The sequence below is a fragment of the Tateyamaria sp. ANG-S1 genome (assembly GCF_000814025.1).
Classification (GTDB): Bacteria; Pseudomonadota; Alphaproteobacteria; order Rhodobacterales; family Rhodobacteraceae; genus Tateyamaria.
The window spans coordinates 118,212-137,086 of record NZ_JWLL01000004.1; the positions used below are offsets into that span (position 1 = coordinate 118,212).

Consider the following 18,875-nt stretch of genomic DNA (forward strand, 5'->3'; position numbering starts at 1 on the left):
TCAGTCCACCGTGGAGCCATTTGCACAGGATCAATGGTGCATATTTGGGGAAAAATGAAGTCTCAGGTGACGCGCCCGTATTTCATCGTTCCTCAAAACATGCAGATCTGGTTTACCGCAGGAGGACTAGCCTTTGATTGTATTGCCGTCCGCGTCAAAGAAATGCGTGCGCTCTGCGTCAAAGCTGAGGCCAACCGTATCGCCGACTGTCAAATCCGCATCCCCCGAAACCCGCACGTTGATCTGGCCAGCAGCCCCGCAATCGAGCAGCACAAACGTGTCGGCCCCCAGATACTCGATCACATCGACCGTCCCGTCACACTGCCCCGTCCCCGCCGCGCCAACCGTGATGTGCTCTGGTCGGATACCCATCTGCGTGGCGTCGCTGCTCAAGGTGAAGGGCCCACCCCGCCCGCCGGGTACGGTGTAGCTGCCGTTGAGGGTCGAACAGCCAAAGACGTTCATCTTCGGGCTGCCGATGAATTGCGCCACGAAAACGTTGCCGGGATGGTTGTAAAGCTCGCGCGGCGTGCCAACCTGAATGATCCGGCCCGCATCCAGCACCACGATCCGGTCGGCTAGGGTCATCGCTTCGACCTGGTCGTGGGTCACGTAGATCATGGTGGCTGACAGCGCCTGGTGCAGCTTGGAAATCTCGTACCGCATCTCGACCCGCAGTGCGGCGTCCAGATTCGACAGCGGCTCGTCAAAGAGGAACGCCGTGGGGTCCCGCACGATGGACCGGCCAATGGCCACGCGCTGGCGCTGGCCGCCCGAAAGGTCCTTGGGGCGACGATCCAGATACTGGTCCAGTTTCAGGGTCGCAGCGGCAGCGTCCACCTTCTCGACAATCTCGGCCTTCGGTGCGCCCGCTGTCTTCAGCGAAAACCCCATATTGTCGCGCACCGACATGTGGGGGTAGAGCGCATAGGACTGGAACACCATCGATAACCCGCGTTTGCTGGGCGGCTGGTCGGTCACGTCCTGCCCGTCAATATCCAGCGACCCGCGGCTGATGTCCTCCAGCCCACCGATCATGCGCAACAGCGTGGACTTGCCGCAGCCTGACGGTCCCACGAACACGATGAACTCGCCATCGTTGATGGCAAGGTCCACGCCCTTGATGACCTGCACCTCGCCATACCATTTCTCGACGGCATTCAGAGTAATCGCACCCATCTCTTCAGGCTCCTTGACGTGAGGGAGAGGCCCAAGCCAGCCACACGGCAGCCGTCCAGGTAAAGGTGCCGCCACCAGCCGGCGAGCCGTCTCTTGGATCGAAATATTCGGCAAACCCGTGCTCTGCGATCAGGTCGGCTGTGCTGCGGCGCAGGTCCTCTCCCTGGGGCAGGCCCATCTCGGACAATCCCATCCCGATCATCATGTTCATCATGCCCCAGACCGGCCCGCGCCAGTAGCGCTTGCCGTCAAAGCGATGATCATCCGGGCTGAGCGAGGGTACGCCATACTTGGTCAGGGCGCGCACCTCGGCCAGCCGCGTGTGCATGTCAGGGGCGTCAATACCGGCATACCAGCACAGGAAGGAGGCGTTCGAGACGGACCCGGCCCAACTGCCGCCTACGACATCACGGCTGTCAAAGCAGCCCAGGATCGGGTTCCACAGGGTCTGCGCACCCGCTTCCAGCGTCGCCACCCACGCCTTCATCTCGGCCACGTCCTCCCCCAGCATCTGGCCAAGGGCGATCAGATCGCGGGTTGCGCGCAGCAGGATAAAGGTCATGGTCGGATCGGCCACGCGGAATGGCGTATCCTGCAGCATCGCCGCCTCGTCCCATTTCAGCTGTGCCCCGCGCTGGACCAGCCAAATGTAGCGGTCATAATCATACTTTGTCGGCCGCATCGAACTGTCCACATGTGCGGTGTCGCGACGGGTGTAATCCCCCACACCTTCTGGCATGATCGCGGCCATGGCCGCGTCCCAGTCGGGGGCATTGTCGCGGCCCGCCTCCCATGGGTGGGTGATGCAGACAGCCCCTTGGTCCAGCCGCCAGTCCATGAACCAGCGGTGCCAGGCGACCATCTTGGGAAACAGCGCCGCCACCCGCGCATGCCCGGCCTCGGGCTCCTTGTCCAAAACCATCCGCGCCATGGTCGCGGCCACAGGGGGCTGGCTGATCCCCGAGGACGGGATCGGCCCGGTGCCCTGCCAGACATCATGGTTCGGAAAATACCCGTCATCTGGAACGTGAAATAGGATGTGCGGCACCATCCCATTGTGCCATTGACCTGAAAACAGCGTCTCAATCTCGGCCCACGCGCGGTCGATGTCGAACTCGGCAAAGCCCACGGCGGCAAAGGCGCTGTCCCAATTCCACTGGTAGGGATAAAGTCCCGAAGTCGGGATGGTGTATCCACCCCGATCATTGCGCTGCAGGATCGCACGCGCCTCATCATCGCGCATGTCTGCGGAAGTCATGTCTCGCATCATCCTTTCACCGACCCGGCGGTCAGCCCTTTCGTCATGAACCGCTCCAGCCCGAGGAACAGGGCCATGATCGGAATCGTCGCGATCACGGCACCCGCCATCAGGTGCTGGCGCGGAATTTCAGAGGAGTTGAGCATCGCGACCCCGCGGGTCAGCGTGAATTTCGACGGATCGTCCAGCAGCATGAAGGCGAGCAGGAACTCGTTCCAGGCGATCATGAAGACGTAAAGTGACACCGACACCATCGCGGGCAGAGACAGGGGCAGGGTGATCTTCCAGATTACCTGCAGGCGTGACAGACCGTCCATGAGGCCGGCTTCCTCAACCTCGCCCGGCAGACCACGGAAGTAGCCCTGCAGCATATAGAGCGCGACCGGGATCGTGGTGACGGGGTAGATCATCAGAAGACCCGGAATGGTGTTGCGCAGGCCCGTCATGGAAAAGGCGATGTAGATAGGCAGCGCCAGTACAATCATCGGCACCATGTAGATCAGAAGGATCGACCGCGAAAACGCCGCCCGCCCCCGGAACCGCAGGCGCGCTACGGCATAGGCGCCGGGGACCGAGAACAGCAGCGTGATCAGCACGGTCAGCACCGAGACGTAGAAGCTGGTCCAGAGGTAGCTGCCGAAATTGAACTGCCCGAACAGCTCGGAATAGCTGCGAAACAGGTCCCACCCGCGACTCAGCTCAATCGAAAAGTCCAACGGATTGCGCAGAAGCGCCTGCTGCGACTTCAGGCTGGTCATCACCATGACGTAGAAGGGGATCAGGACAACGGCGGTGAACACGATGTAGCCAAAGCCCGTCAGAAACCGGATGACGGCGTCTTCAAACGCATGGCGTGACAGCGCACCGGGATGCGCCTCGACCAGCATGACCTTCAGCGGCCAGATGGTAAACACGCCAAAGGACAGCGCCGCCATCACCTGCCACAACACCGGCACGCCCTCACCAAACAGGATTGGCGACAGTGGCGTGAACATCAGCGCAACACAGAGCAGAACAAACCCACCGATCACCAGTCGCGCGTCGCGTACGTAGATCGCCGCCAACCCGCCACCGATCCCAAGGATCAGACACCCAAGGGATCCGGGGCGAAACCCAAGACCCGAGGCGAAAGACAGGGTGACGGATACTGTGATCGCCATGACAAATGCCCAAAACAACCCGATCACCGCCCCGGTCACGGCACCTTGACGCAGAAGGTTCACACCATGCCCCCTTCTTCTCTTTGAAAAATACGGTGGGGTGAGGCCGCAGGCCGAGGGGCAAAGCCCCTGCGCGCGCAGCGCGCTCCCCCGCCCGCCGCAGGCGTGCCACAAACTTGTTTTGTGGTTCCGATCACAGCCCTTCCTCCTGGCTGATGTATTTGAAGAAGAAAAAGCTGAAGAGCAGAAGCGTGGCAAAGATCACCACCGCCGCAGCTGCCCCCGCCCCAATGTTGGAAATGGCAAAGGCCTGTTCATACACATTCACGGTCAGCGTCCGCGTGCCCGCATTGCCGCCCGTCAGCAGGAAAATGTCGTCGAACTTGTTGAACGTCCAGATAAAGCGCAACAGGAAAAGGACCGACAGGATGCCCAGCAGCATGGGCAGCGACAGATACCAGAACTTCTGGAAGGGCGACGCACCATCCATATCGGCGGCTTCGTACATGTCTGTGTCGATGGACTGCATCCGGGCCAGGATGAACAGGAAGGACAGCGGGAAATACCGCCAGATCTCGAACACCGTGACCATGATCAGGGCCAGCGGCCGCTGACCGAAGAAGTTAATCGGGCTGTCGGTCACGCCCATCTGGATGAGCAGCGCGTTCAATGACCCGGAAAACGGATCAAGCAGCGTTACCCAGGTAAAGGCCACCGCAATGATCGGCGAGACATAGGGAAACAGATACAGCCCCCGCAACACGCCCTTGCCCCGAAACGACTTGTTGAGCAGCAGTGCCGCAAACAGCCCCACGACCAGCGCCCCGATCGTGCCGAAGACCGTGTAGAACGTGGTCGCCCACAGCACGGCCCAGAACTCGTCCCCGTCAAAGATGCGGGCGAAATTATCGAGCGTGAACTCGGAATTGGTCAGGATGTTGTCGCCTGACCCGAAGCCCGCGGGCTCTGTCCCCTCGACAATCTCCTCCAGCACATCGGGGTCACCGTCCAGCGTGACCGGAATGCGAATACGCTCGTTGAACCCGCCCTCCACATCGCCAAACGCGCACCGCAAGAGCCTACCGTCCACCGAACAAGGCTCAGGCAAAGTGCCCAGCGTCACACCGTCGTGCAGCGTGTCGGTGAACCCCATCCCGACAATTTCTTTCTGCTGGGACGAATTGCGCACCCGGTATTCGATCACTATCTCGCCTGACCGCTCGCGCAGGCTCTCGCGGATTACCGGTGCCACGGGGCGCAAATCAGCGAGGCCCACAGGCTTGAAGCTGATCCAGAAGATCGCCAGCAGCGGCAGGATGATCACCAGGCTCACGATGGTGATCGTGGGCAGCAGCAGTGACCAGGCCAGCCGTGCTTCGCGGCGCTCAAGCGCACCACGGGTGGTCGGTGGGGTAGGGACCGTCATGGGATGTCTCGAGATTGCGGGGGAAGAGAGAGGGCAGGCGCAGCCCGCCCTCTCGATGACCGCGCAGGGCCTAGTTGATCGCCGACAGCTCGCTGTTCATCGCGGCCACGGCACCTGCGGCATCCACTTCACCGTCAATGTACTGACGCACAATCCGGTTGATCGCCTGGCTGTTGATCATCTTCGACGCCAGCGCCAACTGTCCTTCCTCGACACCCCAGCGCTGGGCAACCTTCAAACCACCCACGATCTCATCCAGCATCTCGGCGGCATACAAATCCTTCATCGGTGCCTTGCGGTCCACACCCACCGGGATCTCCGACCAAGTGGCCGAGAACTTGCCCGGCTCATCCGCCGTGCCTGTGCGCACAGGGAACTTGCCCTCTGCCGCGATGGACAGCGTCTGCATGTAGCCGTCATTCATCGAAAACTCGACAAAGGCCTGCGCCACTTCCGTATCCGCATCGGTTGTGATCCCAAAGTACCGCACATCGCCCCAAGCCGCGCCATCGGGGTTCGACGGCCCTGCAAAGTTGGTCACGATACCCGTCGCTGCCGCCAGCTCCTTGGTCGTCGGGTCATCGTTGATGGTGGGCGCGGCACTGTCCCGCAGACCCGCCAACTCGTCCAGAATAAACGGCGACCAGATGATCATCGCCGCATCGCCCGCAAAGTAAATCTCGCGCGACTGCTTCCAGTAGAGTTCACCGGGAGGCGAGGCCTCGGCGATCGACTTGTAGAACTCTAGCACCTCGGTCGTCGCAGCCACATCCAGCTCCTGGAACCCACCGTCACCGACCGGGCTCACACCATTGGCGAGGAACACGTGCTCCAGCACCTGGGACATGAAATTCTCGTCCACCTTAGTGGCGGCGACAAAGCCATACATCTCCGGCGGATTGTGCAGCGCCTCAAGTGCAGCCTGTACGTTTGCAAAGGTGTTCGGCGGCTCCAGCCCCTTCTCTGCGAACAGATCGGCACGGTAGACCACCATCTGCGTCCAGCCATCGACCGGAACAGAGGCGATGTCGCCATCATAAGCCGCCATCGACAACGGACCCTCGGCAAATGTGTCGCGACCCAGACCATCGACAACCTCAGTTGCCGCTTCAGTGTCCAGAATGCCCGCTTCGGCCCAGGGCAGGGCGTATTGCAGCGAATGGTAAATCACGTCGGGCAGATCACCGGCGGCAAAGGCGGCGGTCGTCCGGGTGCCAAGCTCTGTCTCGCTGACCGGAATCACTTCGACAGAATTGCCGGTCGCCGCTTCGAATTGGGCCGCCATCTCCTGCTGTTTGGCCAGCCGCTCGGGCTGTTCTTCTGTGGTCCAGAACCGGATGTCCTCGGCCATCGCGGCGCCGGCGCCCAGCACCAGGGCCATCGCCGTGCCGGTCATCAGACCTTTGGTTGCGGTCATGTGGTGTCCTCCCTTTGATCGTCCTTGGTCCGGCCACCTGCGCGGCACCCGAACGGAACCTGCCATAAATGGTCGCAGATAATTGCAACGATGCAATAAAATTCTTTGCTGCAGTGCTTTTTGAAAAACCGAATAAAAATCATTGTTTTGCCGCATTGCGGCAATTCGCATGAGCTTAAAATTGCAACGATACACTTGATTCGTTGTTGATCGACGGCCCCCGGCCTGTTCTGTTGTGACACAAAGCCAATCCCCATTTCCCAAGGCAGGCCATGGCCGACCCGACCCGCAAACCGCCGACGCTCAAGACAATTGCCGAGATTACCGGCCTCAGCCTGTCGACCGTGTCGCTGTCCCTGCGCGATGGTTCGCGGTTGAAAAAGGAAACGCGGGACAAGATCGCGCGCGCGGCAGAGCAGGTGGGCTATGTGCCCAACCGCGCGGGCGTACGCTTGCGCACGGGGCAGACCAATGTCCTGACGCTGGTTCTGTCACCAGCCAAGAACACCATCGACTACACCCGCCAGATGATCGAAGGGATCGGCGCGCACTTGTCAGGCACCAAGTATCACCTGAACGTGATTCCCGATCTCCAAGGGGCCACGCCCGAGGAATCGGTGCGCTATGTTCTGCAAAACCGCACTTCGGACGGCATCATCCTGACCCACACCAGCGCGCGTGATCCAAGGGTCCAGATGCTGATCGACGCAGACTTTCCTTTCGTGTCGCACGGGCGGACAGAGTTCTATGCCGCCCACGCCTTTCACGACTTTCACGCCGAGCGGTATGTTGAGATGGCCGTTGAACGGCTGATTGCCCGCGGGCGCAAGCGGTTCGTGCTGGTGGCCGAGGATGACGCGACCACCAACTTTGCCAAGATCACCGGTGGCTTTCACCGCACGCTTGCGCGTCACGGCATGACGGGGGAGGTGGCGACCGAAACCGGCATCCTGATCTCGACCGAGACGGCTCGCGCCTTTGGACAATCACTGGCGCAGCGTGCCGACCCGTTCGATGCGATCATCAGCAACAATGAACTGGCGACGCTCGCCCTGATGGGCGGGATGGCGGACAAGGGGCAGGCGCTGGGTCGCGACTACGACCTGATTTGCCGCCAGACGACCCAGATTCTGCCCACGCTCTATCCGCAGATCGACACCGTGGCCGAAAATCTGGTCGCGACGGGCCGCGAATTGGCCCGTCTGCTGATTGATCGCGTCTCAGGCGTGCCCGTGGATCAGTTGCAGACCCTGCACGAACCAGAACCGCTCTGGCGCAGCGGCTAGGCCACGCCCCGAATCAGGTCCGACGCTTTCTCGCCAATCATGATCGCCGGGGCGTTTGTGTTGCCGCTCACGATCTCGGGCATGATTGAACAGTCCGCGACGCGCAGGCCTTCGATGCCGTGCACCCGCAACTGATCGTCCACCACTGCGCTCTTGTCCGACCCCATCTTGCAGGTGCCTGTCGGGTGATAGATCGACGCGGTGTTGTTGCGTGCCCAGTCCAGCGTGGCTTCGTAGTCGTCCATGGGAAGGTCCGCATGGGGCCGATACTCTTCCGAGATTTTCGATGTCAGCGGCGCGTGGCGCGCGATTTTCCGCGCAATATTCACGCCATCCACTACCGTCCGGCAATCGGTTTCGGTGCTCAGGTAGTTCGCGATGATCTTCGGATAGGTGCGCCCGTCCTTGCTGGCGAGACGAATCTCGCCCTTTGATTCGGGGCGCAACTGGCACACGGACATGGTGAAGGCCGAGAACGGGTCAGCACCTTTGCCGGGGTTTTCTGCCGAAAGTGGCTGGACATGGAACTGAATGTCCGGCGTCTCAAGCTCTTCGCGCGTCTTCATGAACCCGGTGGCAAGGCTTGCCGCCATGGTCATCGGACCGGCCCGGAACATCATGTATTTGAGGCCGATCTTGGCCTGCCCGAACAGGCTCGAAACCTCGTCATTCAGGGTCGGTTCGTTGCACTTGTAGACCAGCCGCGCCTGCAGGTGATCCTGCAGGTTTTTACCCACACCCGGCAGGTCGGCGACCACATCAATGCCGTGTTCCTGAAGCTGCGCTGCCTCTCCGATCCCCGACAGCATCAGAAGCTGTGGCGAGTTAATCGAACCGCCCGACAGGATCACCTCCTTGCGGGCCTTTACGGTCTGCCAGGCACCAGCCTTGTCGCGGTAGGAAACACCGGTCACCTTCTTGCCCTCCAGCTCGATCTTCTCGACCTGGGCATGGGTGACGATGTTCAGATTGTCCCGGCTGCGGGCCGGGTTCAGGAACGCCACGGCAGACGAACAGCGCCGTCCATTGCGGGCGGTTAATTGAAAGAAACCAACACCTTCCTGATCGGCGCCGTTGTAATCGGGGTTGAACTTGTAGCCCGCTGCCTGCGCCGCCGCGACCCACGCATCGGTGATCGGGCGCTGGATGCGCATGTTGGACACCGACAGGTTGCCCTGATCGCCATGAAACTCATCCGCACCGCGCTCATTCTTCTCGGACCGCTTGAACAGGGGCAGCACATCGTCCCACGCCCAGCCGCGATTGCCCATCTGTGCCCAGCGGTCATAATCCTGCGGTTGCCCGCGAACATAGAGCAACCCGTTCAGCGACGACGACCCGCCCAGCACCTTGCCGCGCGGCCACTCGATGGACCGGCCATTCAGGCCCGGATCTGGTTCGGTCTTGTAGCACCAGTCGACATTCGGATTGTGGATTGTCTTGAAGTACCCCACGGGAATGTGAATCCACGGATTCCAGTCCCGGCCGCCCGCTTCAAGCAATACAACCTTGGTATTTGGGTCCGCACTTAGCCGGTTTGCGATCACGCAGCCCGCACTTCCGGCTCCCACGATGACATAATCGGCTTCCAAAATGACCCCTCCCGTCTTTAAGATGAAAAAAAGACTAGGCAGATTGTTTAAGCTGCGCTAGCCTTTTCTGAGATAAAACGTCTCAATAATGCGTATCAGGGAGGATTGCATGAAACTTGAGAAAAACCTCGCGGGCATTTCGCGCCGCGATCTTTTCCGTGTGGCTGGTCGCTATGGCCTGAGCTCCACGCTGCTTGCAGCGGGCAGCTTTGGTGGCGCGATGAGCCTTGCCAATCTGGCAGCAGCCGCGGAATCAACCTACGAGAAACGCTTCTCGAAAGAGCCCAAGCACACGCTGAAGTTCGGCGCGGCTGGCTTCAACCAGCAGAACCTGCTGATCGAGCGTGCCGGCTGCCTTGAGTTTGCCCGCGACCTCGAAGAGCGCACGGACGGGGAGATTCGTGTCGAGTTCATCGGGAACAACCAGATCTGCGGCCAGCTGTCCTGCGTGGAGAAAGCCCAGCAGGGGATCGTCGACATCTACGCGGCCTCGACCCAGAACTCCGCCGGTGGCGCGCCCTATCTGAACGTGCTCGACTACGCCTACATGTTCCGCAACCGGGCCGACCAGTACCACTTCATGTACAGCCCGGACAGCCAACGCATCCTGCGTGATCCGTTCGAAAAGCGTCACGGCCTGAAGTTCCTCTTCACCCACGCCGAATTGCGCGGGATCCAGCTGGGTCTCGCTTGGGAAGACAAGCCCACGGTCGACAACATCGACGTATTGCGCGGCACGAAGAACCGCGTGACGGGCACGCAGCTTGGCCGTATTGCCATGAACGCTCTGGGCCTGAACCCCGTGCCCGTTGCATGGGAAGAAACGCTCGACGGTCTGAAGCAGGGCCTGATCGACGGCGCCGAAACATGGGCATCGGCCGTGGCCTACGCCAACATGTCGCCCGTTGTCAGCCAATGTGTGGACCTGCGCTTCTTCTGCGGGACCGAGCACACGGCGATGAACGCCCAAAGCTTCGACAACCTCGGCGGTGAGCTGCAGGATGCCGTCATGGAAGCGTCGTATCTGACACAGGTGCACGTCCAGGCCGCAAACGAAGCCGCTCTGGTCAACACCGTTGGTTTCTCGCACCCGCACCAGGGTCCGGACACCATCTTTGCCAAGAACAACGTGCGCGTCGCCGCACTGTCCGATGCAGAGATCAAGAAAGCGGAAGAGCAGTGCTCGCCCGAGTTCCAACCGCAACTGTGGGAGCAGTGGCGCGAGCGGATCAACGGCTGGGCCGGTGGCATCGACACGTACCAGGAAATCTACGACAGCGTGCGTCAGAACACGCATACCCTGGCCGAAAACGTCGAGCCCCGTCGCTGGTGGCGCGGCTAATCCGCAGCCGGATTTTTCACAAAATCAAACGCTTGGGCGCAAGTCCGCCCAAGCACCATCCATGCCGGTTCACGCTGGCGTGGATTTCCGTATCCTGACACGGGCGAGATGTCGGAGCGGCTTTGCCAGGCACGAGGGAGGTGCATCATGGACATGATCACGGGCATGGGAGAGATTATCTCCGCCCTAATGACGGCCGACTCGTTCGAGCTGCAAACCGCCCTGCGTGGCAATTCCGGGATGTGGCCTCTGGGCTTTATCGCCACGCTGATTGGCGGCGTCTTGGTCGCATTGCTCTACCGCGCGGTGCCGTTCATTGAACGCAACCTCGAACCGGCGGTGATGGTCGTGGCCTACCTCGCCATCGGCTACATCATCTTCGCGGGCGTGATCCAGCGCTTCTACCTCAGCGGCCAGCCCGCGTGGTCCACGACCCTGCCGCCCTTCCTGTTCCTCGTCATGACGTGGGTCGGGTGCAGCTATAACGTCAAGCTGCGCACGCACCTCGCCTTTGCCGAATTCCGCCGCAGCGCGCCGCGCGCCGTGCAGTTTGCCCTTCTGATCCTCGACGCGATCCTGTGGTTCTGCTTTGCCTGGATCGTGGTGGTGACCACCTCGCAAGAGACCGTCCGCGCTGCCGCCAACTTCGCCATCATGCTCGGCACCGACAATGTTATGCAGTGGTGGTTCCTGGGCACCGTGCCCATCGCCTTCATCCTGCTGACAGCCCGCGTGTTCGAAAACCTGGCAAAAGACATCAACAAATACAAAAACGGTAACGAGATGATCGAAGCCGCCGTGATCGGAGGTGACGCATGAGCGATCCAACCCTCATCACGCTGATCTCCATCGGCGTTACCCTGTTCTTCATGATGGGCGTGCCCGTCTTCCTCGTCATCGCCTATTGGGTCATCGGCATGTCCTACGTGCTGGACCTGCAACTTCTGAACATGGGCGCGGCCCTGCAGGACGTGTTCACCGACGGCTTCGCGCTTCTGGCCATGCCGCTCTTCATCCTGACGGGTGACCTGATCAACCGCTCCGGCATCGCGCGGCGTCTGTCTGACTTCGCCTATGCCTGCCTCGGCTGGATCAGGGGCGGCCTCGCCATGGCGTCGCTCGGCGCGTGCGGCCTTTTCGCTGCGATCTCCGGCTCGAACTCGGCCACCACGGCCACCATCGGTTCGATGCTGCACCCTGAAATGGTCAAGGGCGGCTATGACGAACGCTTCTCTGCCGCCACAGCGGCTGCGGGCGGCACCGTCGGCATCATCATCCCGCCGTCGATCATCTTCATCGTCTACGGCTTCCTGATGAACCTGCCGATCTCGGACCTGTTCGTTGCCGGTATCATCCCGGGCTCGCTCATGGTTCTGGGCATGATGCTCGCCTGCTTCATCATCTGCTGGCGCAACGGCTGGGGCTATCTGATCGCTCTGTCGCCCTTCCGGGTCTTCAAAACGGGCCTCGGTGCGTGGCTTGGCTTCTTCGCCATCGGCCTCGTGCTCTGGGGCATCTACACCGGCAAGTTCTCGCCCACCGAGGCGGCGGGCGTGACCGTCGGCTTCGGGATCATCGCGGGCCTTGCCAGCTGGGTGATTTCCAAGACGCTCAAGATGGACCAGACCAAGGATTGGTCTGAGAAATCCGCCGTCTCCATGCTGGTGGTCGAAGGGTTCACCATTCCGCAAATCCCGGGCATCGTGATGCGTTCCGCTCAGATCACGGGCATCCTCGCACCGCTGATCGCGATTTCAGTGGTGATGCAGCAAATCCTGTCGCTCTTGGGCGCGCAGGAGGTCATCGGCAACTTCGTGACGTCGATGGGCGGGTTCTATCCAGTGCTCTTCACCGCAATGGCCATCGTGTTCATCTTCGGCATGGTGCTGGAATCGCTGCCGGTGACGATCATCCTTGCACCGATCTTGGCGCCTATCGCGGCCAATATCGGTGTCGATCCGGTCCACTTTGCGGTGATCTTCCTGGTCGGGGCCTCCATCGGCTTCATCACGCCGCCCTATGGCTTGAACCTATACGTCGCGTCAGGCGTGACAGGCGTTCCCTACTTCAAGCTGTTGCGCTATACGGTGCCCTATCTGTTTGCCCTGATTTCAGTGTGGATCCTGGTGTCGCTGGTTCCTGACCTCGCCCTGATCCTGCTGCCGGAAAGATAAGCCGCACGCGCCATGCCTGACGATCACCGCTCCCGCAAGGACACCCAAATCCCCACCAATCTGCGCCTGCTGATGGTGATGGAAGAGGTTGCCAAGCGCGGAGTGGCCGTCAAACCGACAGACCTGATCGACGCATTGGGTCTGCCGAAACCCACCGTCCACCGGCTCTTGCAAACGGCCGAGAGCGAGGGGTTCCTGCAACGCGACCTCGACGGGCGCAGCTACGGCCCCGGGCCCCGTCTGCGGGCCTTGGCCATCAGCACCGTATCGTCCGAACACCTGCGCACCGCGCGCCTCACGATCCTGCGCAGTGTGGCGGAAGAGGTGGGCGAGACCTGCAACCTCGCGACAGCGGATCGTGAAGGCATGACCTATCTCGACCGCGTCGAAACCCAATGGCCGCTCCGCATCCAACTGCCCATCGGCAGCCAGGTGCCATTCCACTGCACCGCGTCGGGCAAGATGTACCTCTCGACCCTGCGCCCCCACATCCTGCGCACGGTCCTCACCGCCCGCCCGCTTGAGGCACATACCGAAGGCACGCTGACCGACCTCGACAAGATCAAGGCCGAGCTGGAGGCTACCCGCCTGCGCGGCTACTCCACCGACAATGAAGAGTTCATGCCCGGCATGGCCGCCGTCGCTGTCCCGATCTGGGACGGGCAGGGCAAGCTGCTCGCGACCATCTCTGCCCACGCACCCATCCAGCGCCGTAGCCTCGTGGACCTGATCGACTTTCTGCCCGCCCTCCGCCGCGGGTCCGAAGAGCTGACCAAGCTGCACACGTCCTAAAGCCCGTGAAACTGGTGCTTTTCGAGTAGAGCCACCAACATATCCCGCGCTGCCTGCCGATGCGCATGGTGCGTATCATGCGCCACCTGCGCATCCCCTCGCGCGATGGCCTGATAGACCACCCGATGATCCTCGTTCGACTGCTTCGGCTTGGGCCGCATGAACAACGTCGTCGCCCGCGCGCGGCGCACCTGATCGCGCATGACGGACACCACCATGCTCAACCGCGCATTGCGACCCAGCCGCACCAACTCCCGGTGAAACCGGTCATCCGCCTCTGCCCAAGCGCGCAGATCATCCACAGCCAAGGCCGCATCCATATCCCGAATGGCCGTCGCCAGATTGGCCAGATCCGCTTTTGAATACTGCGCCTCTGCCGCACGAGCCGCCGCCAAACTCTCCAACTCCGTCAGAATGTCGTAAATCTCAGCCATGTCGTCTGCCGACACCGGCGTGATACGAATGCCCCGCCGCGGCCGCATTTCAACCAACCCCTGCGCCTGCAACATCAACGCCGCCTCGCGCACCGGCGTCCGGGACATGCCCAGCTTCTCGGCCAGTTCCGTCTCCAGATGATCCGACCCTGGCGGCAACTCCCCGGCAAAGATCATCTGGCGCAGCGCCGACACGGCCCGTTCCACATTGCTCATGGCCCCCATCACGCCTCCTCCAATACGATCTTCCGCCCCGCGTCAGCCGAGGCATAGATCGCATCCTTCACCGCAATCACCCGCAGATAGTCCCGCGCCTCGTTCTCCAAGGTGGTGCAACCCTTCATCGCGCCAACCACATGAGACTGCAGCGCATGCACGCAATCGCCACCAAACCCGTCCCACGTATCGGGACCAAGCACCGTCTGAACCATATCCGACCCGAACCCGCGCCGCGTCACCGCCCCATCCCCCGACAACGCCAACACACCGCATGTCCCCTCGATCAGCGCCTCCCCCATCGTCCGGCGCAAATTATCCGCCACATGATCCAGATGCCGGTTCCCATCAAAGAGTGCCCGCACCGGCCCGTGATCAAAGATCACATGCCCCGCATCCTCGCCCGCAATCACAGGATTAATGCGCCGCAGGTCGGCATAGACAGCCTCAGCAGGCCCAAACAGGTAGGCAAACGTATCCACCCAATGCACCGCCGTCTCATGCACGAGAAAGCGGGGCATCTCCTGAAAATACGGCTGGCGATCCAGATAGGCCTCCGGCCCCTGGCCGTCACCGGGCCGCAAGCGAAAGGTCGCGTTCAGCACCTCGCCAATCGACCCTGCCTCCAGCTCCGCCTTGATGGCGCGATACCACGGCTGAAACCGAAAATTCTCATGCACAATCAAACGCGCTCCCGCAGCCTCCGCCTCGGCTACGATCCTGCGCGCTTCCTCCAGATCCATGCAAAACGGCTTCTGGCAGATGATCCACTTCACCCCCGCCGTCAGTGCGGCCCGGATGGTCGCTGCATGCGCGGGCGGCGGCAGAATGACATCCAGCAGATCAGGCGCCGCCTCGGTCAACATCGCCCCCAGATCGTCAAAGGCAGGCGCACCCGTCGCCGCCGCCTTCTCGCGATCCAGATCGCAGGCGCCAACAACTTCAACGCCCTCCATCCGCGCCCAACTGCCATAGTGGAACTGGCTGAAATAGCCCGCCCCGACACCGGCGACCCGTATCATGCCAGCGCCCCCTGAATCGCGGCGACCACCTGCGCGGTATCTGCTGACCCGCCCAGATCGCGGGTCAGCACGCGGCCCTCTGACACCACCGCATCGACAGCATCTCGCAACCGCTTCGCATCCGCAGCCATGGCAGGCACGTCATGCCGCCCCGCCAGCCAATCCAGCATCATCGCGCCGGACAGGATCATCGCCATCGGGTTCGCCACCCCTTGGCCCGCGATGTCCGGGGCAGAGCCATGGCACGGCTGAAACACCGCATGATCCGTCCCAATATCCGCCGACGGTGCCAACCCAAGGCCACCCATCAACCCGGCCCCCAGATCCGACAGAATGTCGCCAAACATGTTCTCAGTGACCATCACGTCGAACGACCATGGCCGTTCCACCATCCACAGCGCGGTCGCATCGACATAGGCGTGATCCGCCTCGATCTCCGGATGCTTCGCGGCTTCCGCATCAAACATCTCGCGAAAGAAGGCGAAGGCGCGGAACACGTTGGCCTTGTCCACGCAAGTCACCTTGCCCGGCCCCTGACCGGACGCCTTGCGCGCCTGCGCCATGTCAAAGGCAAAGCGGAACAACGGCTCCGAAATCTCTCGGGTGATGCGCAAGGTCTCGCGCGCCTCGTCGGGTTCCACCTCTCCTCGGCCCTGGGTATAGAAAAGCCCCTCCGTGCTCTCGCGTATCAGCACGAAGTCCACCGGCCTGTCAGTGGCGAGCGGCGTCGGCTGCCCGGGCCGGATTGTCACGGGCCGGACCCCGGCAAACAGCGTCAGCGCCTTGCGCAACTCGATCTGCGGTGCAATCTCGGTCCCGTCCTCATAGCGAATACTCGGCAGGCCCATCGCCGAAAGCAGGATAGCGTCTGCCGCACGCGCACCGTCCATTGACGCCGCGGGCAGGCTCTCGCCCGTCTTGGCATAATGCGCTGCCCCGGCAGGCAGGTGCGTCCACCCCAACTCATAGCCGGACCCCGCCGCCATGCGTGCCAACAACTCGACCGTCGGCGCCATGATCTCCGGCCCGATTCCATCCCCTTCAAAAACGGCGATGTTGAATGTTTTGGTCATGGCACGGGTCCCTTTCGGCATAAGCTGATGAAAAGCGACTCGCTTCTCGTATGCGCTTGTGTATACATTAACGCATAATTTATCAAATACCCTTCCGCATCCACTGCGAAGGATCAGCACAAGGACCACCCCATGCCCTACGCCGTCACCGTCATCTTCGACCTCAAACCGGGCACGCAAGAGGCGTTCATGCCGCTGATCCTCAACAACGCGCGCTGTTCAGTGCGGGATGAACCCGGCTGCCAGCAATTCGACGTCTGCACCGACCCCACGCAGCCCGACACGGTGTTCCTCTATGAACTCTACGACGATCTGGCGGCGTTCGAGGCGCATCAACAGATGCCGCACTACCTCGAAACAGGACCCAAGATCAGTGACATGATCGCCGACAAGACACTGAAAACATTCGAAAAGGTCAACAGATGACCTACGAGGTCTACGCCATCAAATACGCCGAGCAAACGGCGCGGGTGCGTGGCGACAACTACATGTTTGACGACAACCACGACGCGCCGGACCCCATCGACTTCTACATGTGGCTGATCCGGGGCGAGGGGCGCGTGATCCTCGTCGACACCGGCTTTGACGCCGCCGAAGGGCAGGCGCGCGGCCGCCCCATCCGCCTCGATCCGGGCGAGGCTTTGAAGCCCTTCGGCCTGCAACCCGAGGACGTCACCGAGATCATCGTCACCCACCTCCACTTCGATCACGCTGGCGGTCTGCACCTCTTCCCCAACGCGCAGCTGCACCTGCAAACGGCCGAGATGGCCTATGCCACCGGCCCCTGCATGTGCCACGCGGCCCTGCGCTTTCCCTTCACCGTGGGCCACGTGGTCGAGGCTGTGCAGCGGCTTTATTCCGGCAAGGTCACCTTCCACGACGGCGACAGCGAGATTGCCGAAGGCATCACCGTCCACCGGGTTGGCGGGCACACAAAGGGGATGCAGGCGGTGCGTGTCCGTACGCAAGCCGGGTGGCTGGTGCTGGCGTCAGATGCCGCGCATTTCTACGGGAACTTCCTGCAAGGCGTGCCGTTCCCCATTGTGGTCGACATGCAGGACATGCTGGACGGGTTCGCGGCCATCCAGCGGCTCGCCAGTGCGCCAAAACTGGTGGTGCCGGGGCATGACCCGCTGGTGCGTCAGCATTTCCCCGCGGGGATGGCCGAGCATATCACCCGGCTGGACATGGGCCCGCTGACCGACCCGACGCTGTAGCAAAACCGCTCGCGAAACAGGCGAAAACACGCAAATTGCCCCCGCAAACTGCGCGTTTTGTCACGTCAGTGCGAGAACGCCGTCGTGGAGTTGTTGCGTGCGCCGGTCGTTCTTACCTGTGGGGAACCCGAGGTTCCGCGTGAAAGGGAGCGCCCGCATGTCAGGCACAAATGGCCGTGCCAAACGGCACGAAAAGTCCATCAACCTCGCTCTGCAGGGCGGCGGCTCGCATGGGGCCTTCACCTGGGGCGTCCTCGACCGGATGTTCGAGGAGGACCGGCTGTGGATCGAGGCCATTAGCGGCACCTCTGCCGGGGCCATGAACGCCGTGGTCGCCACGCAAGGCATGTATGACGCAGGTGCGGCGGGTGCGCGGCAGGCGCTGGAAGATTTCTGGCGCGCGGTGAGCGTGGCGGGGCAGGGCAGTCCGATCCAGCGGACGCCACTTGATAGGATGCTGGGGTCCTGGTCGCTGGATGCCTCACCCGGTTACCTGATGATGGATATGATGAGCCGGATGGCCTCGCCCTATGATTTGAACCCGATGGGCTTTAATCCGCTGCGCGATGTGGTTGAGCGGTTCGTCGACTTCGACAAGGTCGCGAAATGCGATGACATGGGTCTCTATATCTCGGCCACGAATGTTGAGACGGGGCGCGCGCGGGTCTTTCACCGGCACGAGGTGACGCTGGATGTGGTCATGGCCTCGGCCTGTTTGCCCAACATGTTCAAGGCGGTCGAGATTGACGGGGTGCCCTATTGGGATGGTGGGTTCATGGGGAACCCGGTGCTGTTTCCCTTTATCGACCATTCGCCGTCCTCGGACATTGTGATCGTGCAGATCAACCCGCTGAAGCGTCCGGGCACGCCGCGGCAGGCGCGGGATATTCAGAACCGGGTGAATGAGATCACGTTCAACGCCTCGCTTTTGCGGGATTTGCGGACCATCGACCTGATCCACCGCCTGATCGAGGAAGGGGCGCTGTCGGACAAGGACTACCGGGTGATGAACATGCACATGATCGATGGGTGCGAGGACATGCTGGCGCTTGATGCGTCCTCCAAGCTGAATTCGGAATGGGCGTTTTTGATCCATCTGCGCGATATGGGGCGGGATTATGCGGACCGTTGGTTGAGGACGCATTTCGACAAGATCGAACAGGAAAGCACGCTGGATCTGCGTGAGATGTTTGATGACTTCGGCGCGCCGCACGGGGCGAATGTGGTGGAGCTGAAAGCACGGCGGGGGTGATGTGTCCCCGCGGGGACAAAAAGGTGAAAGCTTGT

Annotated in this window: 17 protein-coding genes; 8 read left to right on the forward strand and 9 right to left on the reverse strand. The window is 61.6% G+C overall.

What is annotated here, in order from left to right:
- Positions 1 to 126: 126 nt before the first annotated feature.
- The 5 genes from ugpC to RA29_RS06765 all read right to left on the reverse strand — a co-directional run bounded on the left by ugpC (position 127) and on the right by RA29_RS06765 (position 6,440).
- Complete coding sequence (gene ugpC, locus RA29_RS06745) at positions 127 to 1,179, reverse strand: sn-glycerol-3-phosphate ABC transporter ATP-binding protein UgpC (protein ID WP_039684302.1); 1,053 nt, start codon at positions 1,177 to 1,179, stop codon at positions 127 to 129.
- Positions 1,180 to 1,183: 4 nt separating this feature from the next.
- Entirely contained in the window at positions 1,184 to 2,437 is a 1,254-nt protein-coding gene (locus tag RA29_RS06750; RefSeq protein ID WP_082029469.1) for a hypothetical protein, read from the reverse strand.
- An 8-nt stretch (positions 2,438 to 2,445) separates the two neighbouring features.
- Positions 2,446 to 3,660, reverse strand: coding sequence for a carbohydrate ABC transporter permease (locus tag RA29_RS06755; protein WP_039684304.1), 1,215 nt, complete (start codon positions 3,658 to 3,660; stop codon positions 2,446 to 2,448).
- Between the two features lie 130 nt (positions 3,661 to 3,790).
- On the reverse strand, positions 3,791 to 5,023 hold the full coding sequence (locus RA29_RS06760; protein ID WP_039684306.1) for a sugar ABC transporter permease: 1,233 nt from the start codon (positions 5,021 to 5,023) through the stop codon (positions 3,791 to 3,793).
- 70 nt (positions 5,024 to 5,093) lie between these two features.
- Positions 5,094 to 6,440: an extracellular solute-binding protein gene (locus tag RA29_RS06765; RefSeq protein WP_039684308.1), complete on the reverse strand. Its 1,347-nt coding sequence runs from the start codon at positions 6,438 to 6,440 to the stop codon at positions 5,094 to 5,096.
- Between the two features lie 272 nt (positions 6,441 to 6,712).
- On the opposite strand from RA29_RS06765, the gene RA29_RS06770 reads away from it, so the two are divergent.
- Complete coding sequence (locus RA29_RS06770) at positions 6,713 to 7,726, forward strand: LacI family transcriptional regulator (protein WP_039684310.1); 1,014 nt, start codon at positions 6,713 to 6,715, stop codon at positions 7,724 to 7,726.
- Here the strand turns inward: RA29_RS06770 and RA29_RS06775 are convergent.
- Positions 7,723 to 9,318 (reverse strand): choline dehydrogenase, encoded by a 1,596-nt coding sequence (locus RA29_RS06775; protein ID WP_039684312.1) that lies wholly within the window; start codon positions 9,316 to 9,318, stop codon positions 7,723 to 7,725. The genes RA29_RS06770 and RA29_RS06775 overlap by 4 nt on opposite strands.
- A 109-nt stretch (positions 9,319 to 9,427) precedes the next feature.
- On the opposite strand from RA29_RS06775, the gene RA29_RS06780 reads away from it, so the two are divergent.
- From RA29_RS06780 to RA29_RS06795, 4 genes are all read left to right on the forward strand, one after another.
- Positions 9,428 to 10,660, forward strand: coding sequence for a TRAP transporter substrate-binding protein (locus tag RA29_RS06780; RefSeq protein WP_039684539.1), 1,233 nt, complete (start codon positions 9,428 to 9,430; stop codon positions 10,658 to 10,660).
- 147 nt (positions 10,661 to 10,807) lie between these two features.
- Positions 10,808 to 11,479 (forward strand): TRAP transporter small permease subunit, encoded by a 672-nt coding sequence (locus RA29_RS06785; protein ID WP_039684314.1) that lies wholly within the window; start codon positions 10,808 to 10,810, stop codon positions 11,477 to 11,479.
- Entirely contained in the window at positions 11,476 to 12,834 is a 1,359-nt protein-coding gene (locus RA29_RS06790) for a TRAP transporter large permease (RefSeq protein ID WP_039684315.1), read from the forward strand. Before RA29_RS06785 ends, RA29_RS06790 begins: the two co-directional genes overlap by 4 nt.
- A gap of 12 nt (positions 12,835 to 12,846) precedes the next feature.
- The gene (locus RA29_RS06795) at positions 12,847 to 13,626 is read left to right on the forward strand and encodes an IclR family transcriptional regulator (protein WP_039684317.1); all 780 of its coding nucleotides are present in this window, start codon (positions 12,847 to 12,849) and stop codon (positions 13,624 to 13,626) included.
- Here RA29_RS06795 and RA29_RS06800 read toward each other — a convergent pair.
- The 3 genes from RA29_RS06800 to RA29_RS06810 are packed head-to-tail and all read right to left on the reverse strand — an operon-like array spanning position 13,623 to position 16,371.
- On the reverse strand, positions 13,623 to 14,285 hold the full coding sequence (locus RA29_RS06800; RefSeq protein ID WP_039684319.1) for a GntR family transcriptional regulator: 663 nt from the start codon (positions 14,283 to 14,285) through the stop codon (positions 13,623 to 13,625). The genes RA29_RS06795 and RA29_RS06800 overlap by 4 nt on opposite strands.
- Entirely contained in the window at positions 14,285 to 15,298 is a 1,014-nt protein-coding gene (locus tag RA29_RS06805; protein WP_039684320.1) for a Gfo/Idh/MocA family oxidoreductase, read from the reverse strand. The genes RA29_RS06800 and RA29_RS06805 overlap by 1 nt, the downstream gene beginning before the upstream one ends.
- Complete coding sequence (locus RA29_RS06810) at positions 15,295 to 16,371, reverse strand: isocitrate/isopropylmalate family dehydrogenase (protein WP_039684322.1); 1,077 nt, start codon at positions 16,369 to 16,371, stop codon at positions 15,295 to 15,297. Before RA29_RS06810 ends, RA29_RS06805 begins: the two co-directional genes overlap by 4 nt.
- Before the next feature lie 132 nt (positions 16,372 to 16,503).
- On the opposite strand from RA29_RS06810, the gene RA29_RS06815 reads away from it, so the two are divergent.
- From RA29_RS06815 to RA29_RS06825, 3 genes are all read left to right on the forward strand, one after another.
- Positions 16,504 to 16,797: a putative quinol monooxygenase gene (locus RA29_RS06815; RefSeq protein WP_039684324.1), complete on the forward strand. Its 294-nt coding sequence runs from the start codon at positions 16,504 to 16,506 to the stop codon at positions 16,795 to 16,797.
- On the forward strand, positions 16,794 to 17,588 hold the full coding sequence (locus tag RA29_RS06820) for an N-acyl homoserine lactonase family protein (RefSeq protein ID WP_039684326.1): 795 nt from the start codon (positions 16,794 to 16,796) through the stop codon (positions 17,586 to 17,588). Before RA29_RS06815 ends, RA29_RS06820 begins: the two co-directional genes overlap by 4 nt.
- 157 nt (positions 17,589 to 17,745) lie before the next feature.
- Entirely contained in the window at positions 17,746 to 18,840 is a 1,095-nt protein-coding gene (locus RA29_RS06825) for a patatin-like phospholipase family protein (protein WP_052249513.1), read from the forward strand.
- Positions 18,841 to 18,875: the final 35 nt, after the last annotated feature.